Below are 4,809 nucleotides of genomic sequence, written 5' to 3'. Positions count from 1 at the left end.
TCCGCCTCCTCGGCCTCGTGGCGCAATCGTTCCAGCTCTCCCCGCAGCTCCTGCACCCGCCGGATCGCCTGCCGCTCCGCCTCCCACTGAGCGTGCCGGGCGTCGGCCTCGGCCCGTAGATCGGCCAACTCCTTACGCAGCTCTTCGAGGCGCGCCTTGCTGGCCGCGTCCGAGCAGCTCAAGCAAGCTGCCCGCCGGGACGACCGCCGAGTCCTTCTCGAGTTGGCCGGCGACGCTTCCATGGTTCGAAGTGCTTGCGGCACACGACAAATCCGTGCGGGTCCTGCCCCGGGGTCATCAGCTGACCGGGCAGCTGGCACTGCTGCTCACCATGGTCACCTACACCTTCGGTGGGCTGTACCTGCTGTCCGGCGGCTGACGACCCCGGCGTGCGTCAGCGTGCGAGGACGACCGCAGCCTCAGCGGTGAGCGAGGCGAACGTGAACGTCTCCTCGAGATAGAGCGTCACATCGGTGGCGGTGTGGCTGTCGTAGCCGATCGACAGGTCCGTGCCCAGGGTCAGCTGGTTGTCGCCGCCGCGGGTGGACAGCACGTACCCGCCGCTGATGGCGGGCGCCCAGATGATGTCGCCGGTGACCAGGTCGCGCAGGTGGTGGAACACCGGATGTCCCTCGTCGCGGGTCTCGCTGACCGCGGTGTACGCGTCGGCGTCGAGCACCACCGAATACGGTCCCTCGACACCGGCGAGTCGCAGCGCCGACAACGCGGACGCGACGGCGTCGGGGATCAGCAGCGGATCCTCCGGCAGACTGAGAACCGGGTTGTCGCTGGACGGTCCGAGACCGCGGATCCCCGCCTCGTCGAATCCCTGGAAGATCGACTGGTCCTCGGCGAACGCGACGGCCTTCGCGGCGTCCTTGACGGGCTGCCAGTCGGAATCGAGCGAACCCCGGGCGACGTCGTCGACCTCGGCGCGGCTGAGGGTGAACGGGAACCGGAGTTCGACGAGCGGGTCCACCTGCCGCTGCTGAGCCCGGATCCTGCTGTCCGACGTCTTGATCGGAGTGACCCGGCCGAGGTTGTGGGCCGAGTAGGAGTATCCGAACGGTCCCGCGACGTCGACGACACGCCGCCCCGCGACATGCCGCTTGAACGTGCGGGCGGCCTCTTCGCCGATCTGCTGCCAGGCAACCTCGGTGACGGGCGCCAGGTTGCGGTGCAGATTGCTCGAATCACTCATTGCGATACTCCTTTGAGACCACCGATTTTCAGGGACAGGTCGTACGGATCGGCCGCGGCGGGCTCGACCGGTTCTTGTTCTTCGGGTGCCGACTCCGCGGCGGCCGGCTCGTCGCACAGCGATTCGAGCACGTCCCGGCTCGGGACGAAGAACAACGTGCCGGTGGCCGCCGTGGAGAAGTCGAGGATGCGGTCGTAGTTGCCGGGCGGCTCGCCGAGAAACATGCGCCGCAACATCAGTTCGGTGACGGCGGGATCCTTGGCGTACCCGATGAAGTAGGTGCCGTATTCGGCCTCGCCGAGGCTGCCGAATGCCATGTTGTCGCGCAGGATGTCGTGTTCGACGCCGTCGTCGTCGACGATGGTGTTGAGGGTGACGTGCGAATTGCTGGGCTGGACGTCGTCGTCGAGTTCGACGTTCTCGAGCTTGGTGCGCCCGATGATCCGTTCCTGTTCCTCGGTGCTCAGCGCGCTCCACCCACTCATGTCGTGCAGGTACTTCTGCACGATCACGTAACTACCGCCCCGGAAGTCGGGATCCTCGTCGCCGATCAGGGCGGCGTCCGCGGCGTCGTCGTCCGTGGGATTCTCGGTGCCGTCGACGAATCCGAGGAGGTCGCGGGAGTCGAAATAGCGGAAGCCGTGCACCTCGTCGACCACGGTGGCGGCGGAGCCCAGCGCGGAGACGATCTGGCGGCCCAGTTCGAAGCACAGGTCCTTGCGGGCGGCCTTGATGTGGAACAGGACGTCACCCGGCGTGGAGGGCGCGCTGTGGACCGGCCCGGACAGCGGGACGAACGGATGCAGGTGCGCCGGCTTCGACGACGCGCTCACGCGGTCCCAGAACTGCGCACCGACACCGACCACGCACGACAGTGAGCCGGCGAGTTCGCGAAATCCCACCGCCTTGAGCGGTCCGTCGATCCCGGAGATCACGTCGCACACCGTCGCGCGGTCTTCGTCGGAGTCCCCGGCGACGAGCACCAGGAACAACGAGGCAGGGCTGGGCGGAGTGAGGACTGCTTGAGGTGCCAACCTCGCGACTGGGCCTGGCATCATTGCATGATATCGCGCAGCCCCTGACGCCGAAGGCACTGCGAAGCGCAGGCCCGTGCCCCCGCCGGCAGGAGCCGGTGGAGCGTATGACGTGCTCGATCACTGGCGCAGGACGCATACAGGGCTCGCCGATCACCCTGAACTGATCGTGAAGCCGCCCCGCCAGTCGCCATCTGCGGCAATAACAGTGTGGGTACTGCTCATCCGGTGACAATCAACGGGTCTCGACTGATCGCTTCGAGGAGGTTGCAATGGTGGATCCACCGAGTGTCGTGGGGCGCTGAGGCTGCGGATCGGGATCATAATCCTCAGTTCAGCGACCATCCGGCGTTCGGTCTGACCGGAGACCACGACACCACACCGGACGTCACTGACCTCGCCGATGGTAGGGGTGGCCGGATCGGGAATGTGACAAGGCGAAACTGCTCACCTTCGAGCGAAAATGCTCGGCCTCAACGTTTCCGGACATCCGTTGAACGGGTCAACGATGCGTTGGCTTCGCTGGCAGATACACCGATTACCACAATCCTGGAGGGCCGGATCCGACACGGTCAGCAAGTCGTTCTGGGCGGGATAGTCGCTGCGATCGACCGACAAGAAAGGTGACCCGTGGGCGAACGTCCAAATCGAAGATCTCGACGCGAGCACCGAGCTTCTGTTCTTCCCGAACACCGGGTTGGCCACCGACCGGCCTCGGGCTCGCGCCAAAGCGAGAGAGCACTCAGGTGCGGGCGTAGTGCTCGATGTCTTCATCGAACGCCTGCAGCATCTCCGGGGTCAGCGTGGGTCGAACCGTCGCGATCACATCGAGATAGTCCTGGGTGCTGGCATGGCAGCGCACGCCCGAATCGACGCTGCATTCGAACGTCTCCTGCGCGACCATGTGCGCCGCGTGGGCGACATCCGCGGGGGTATAGCCCTCGGTCGCCGCGACGAGCGCGGCAACATCGACCTGCTCGTTACCCAAATAGCGCTCCCACAGGGCATACCGGGCCTCGGAATCGGGTGCACCGATCGGGAGAACGTAGTCGAACCGCCCGTGGCGCAGGAACGCCTCGTCCAGCTCGCGCACGGAATTGGTCGCACACACCAACAGGCGACCCGCACGCTCGCGGAACCGGACGATGGATTTCAACAGTTCGTTGACCACGCCCACCGTGGTCGAGCCCGGTCGGCGGCGGGCCGCTACCTCTTCGACCTCGTCGATGAAGACCACGACACGGTCGAGTTCGGACAACGACGCGAACGCCTCCCCGATTCCTGCGGCAAGTCCTCTCTCGCTCGACGCGAGGCGTGAGGGAAACAACTCCACGAACGGCCACCCGAGCCGGCTCGCGGTGGCGCGCGCAAACGTGGTCTTCCCCGTCCCGGGTGGACCGAACAACACGACAGCCCGCGGTGGTATCACCCCGTGCTCGGCCGCCAGGGCGGGTTTTGACAGCGGCAGCACGATCCGCCGTTCGATGAGCGACTTCTCCCGGGTCATGCCCGCCACCTGTTTCCACAAACCCGCAGGCGGAACGCCGCCACCGAGTTCGGTGAGCACCCCGGCAGTGCGCGGCGAGACCGTCTCGACCTTCTCGTAGTGCGTGATCCCAGTTCGGGGTTCGAATCCCGAATTGGTCAGCGCGCTCGCCCCGGTCTCACCGTCGGGCAGAAGCGCAGTGATGCGCCGCACCCCCTTCGCTAGCAGGCGGAACTCGAGCTCGGACAGCAGCGCGCTGCCGAGGCCTCGTCCCCGCCACTCGGGGTCGAGGGAGATCCGCATGATCCATGCGCGGTCGTCGTCGACGCGACTGACTGCCGACCCGACCATTCGCCCGCCCGCGACCGCGACGACGGCCGGGTGACGGTTCAGCAGACTGCCCACCACGTCCGACATCGCGAACACCGGAGGCTGGTCGGTGGTTGAGGAACTCGCGTCCATGCGGACGACGGCTTCGAGATCCTCCGGCGCGAAATCGCGGATTCTCCAGGCGTCCATGCGGCACTCCCAATCCGTACGATGCGGGCGGCCGAAAGACCACAGCATACCCGCGGTGACCCCGTGGCCGATCGACGTCAGCGAACCTGGTGACAGGTCCGCCGCAACCGGCCGGTGCCATCGCTGCAGACATCGCAGCGTGTCGGCACCCAACTCGCAGAACTCGAAACACCCCAACGGCGCAACCGACTCTCCCACCGCGATCCATCGCAGATCGCATGTGGCCGCACTGGTTCGCACCGCGCCTCGTCGGCGACGTCAAGTGTCGCGCAGACATCGGAAGAAGCTCCGGCGTCCCAGCTGGAAAGGACTGCGCAACGACAAATCAGCCGACGAGGTGGGTCTCCCCGGCCGCCATTGACCAGGGGGAACGGGAAAGCCGCCGATGCCATCCGGCGCCTGCGGCTCCGCACCCTTCCCCGGCGCGACCCCGCTCCCCTCCTTGTTACGGAGGGGAGCGCTGCTTGGCGCGGGTCGCCGGCGGCGGGGCCGGGAGCGGAGTCCACCCCCGCGCGGACGCCGGGAGCGGTGGCGGCGAGCCGAGCCGATCGGTGTTCACCAGCGTGAGC

4 protein-coding genes and 1 pseudogene are annotated in these 4,809 nt (G+C 66.9%); 1 reads left to right on the top strand and 4 read right to left on the bottom strand.

Going from position 1 to position 4,809, the window contains the following annotated elements; all coding sequences use genetic code 11:
- Positions 1–182, bottom strand: a 182-nt coding sequence (locus tag HGB39_RS37695; protein ID WP_168443015.1) for a hypothetical protein, incomplete at its 3' end; no start/stop codon positions are given.
- 68 nt (positions 183–250) lie between these two features.
- Between HGB39_RS37695 and HGB39_RS39770 the strand changes: the two are divergent.
- Positions 251–379, top strand: a pseudogene (locus HGB39_RS39770) (hypothetical protein); the annotation flags it as partial.
- Positions 380–394: 15 nt separating this feature from the next.
- Here HGB39_RS39770 and HGB39_RS37690 read toward each other — a convergent pair.
- From HGB39_RS37690 to HGB39_RS37680, 3 genes are all read right to left on the bottom strand, one after another.
- The gene (locus HGB39_RS37690; RefSeq protein ID WP_005251300.1) at positions 395–1,201 is read right to left on the bottom strand and encodes a family 1 encapsulin nanocompartment shell protein; all 807 of its coding nucleotides are present in this window, start codon (positions 1,199–1,201) and stop codon (positions 395–397) included.
- Entirely contained in the window at positions 1,198–2,256 is a 1,059-nt protein-coding gene (locus HGB39_RS37685; protein ID WP_064080375.1) for a Dyp-type peroxidase, read from the bottom strand. The genes HGB39_RS37690 and HGB39_RS37685 overlap by 4 nt, the downstream gene beginning before the upstream one ends.
- 721 nt (positions 2,257–2,977) lie before the next feature.
- Positions 2,978–4,240, bottom strand: coding sequence for an ATP-binding protein (locus HGB39_RS37680; protein ID WP_043791184.1), 1,263 nt, complete (start codon positions 4,238–4,240; stop codon positions 2,978–2,980).
- Positions 4,241–4,809 lie beyond the last annotated feature (569 nt).

Origin of the sequence: Rhodococcus opacus (assembly GCF_012396235.1) — a bacterium.
In the GTDB taxonomy this organism is placed as follows: Bacteria; Actinomycetota; Actinomycetes; order Mycobacteriales; family Mycobacteriaceae; genus Rhodococcus_F; species Rhodococcus_F opacus.
Note: the sequence above shows the minus strand (reverse complement) of the source record. Positions and strands in the feature narration are given on the sequence as shown.

What these genes read in the sequence shown, in the direction of transcription:
- HGB39_RS37680 (WP_043791184.1), bottom strand. Translation starts at nt 4,240, where the DNA reads ATGGACGCCTGGAGAATCCGCGATTTCGCGCCGGAGGATCTCGAAGCC.
- HGB39_RS37685 (WP_064080375.1), bottom strand. Translation starts at nt 2,256, where the DNA reads ATGCCAGGCCCAGTCGCGAGGTTGGCACCTCAAGCAGTCCTCACTCCG.
- HGB39_RS37690 (WP_005251300.1), bottom strand. Translation starts at nt 1,201, where the DNA reads ATGAGTGATTCGAGCAATCTGCACCGCAACCTGGCGCCCGTCACCGAG.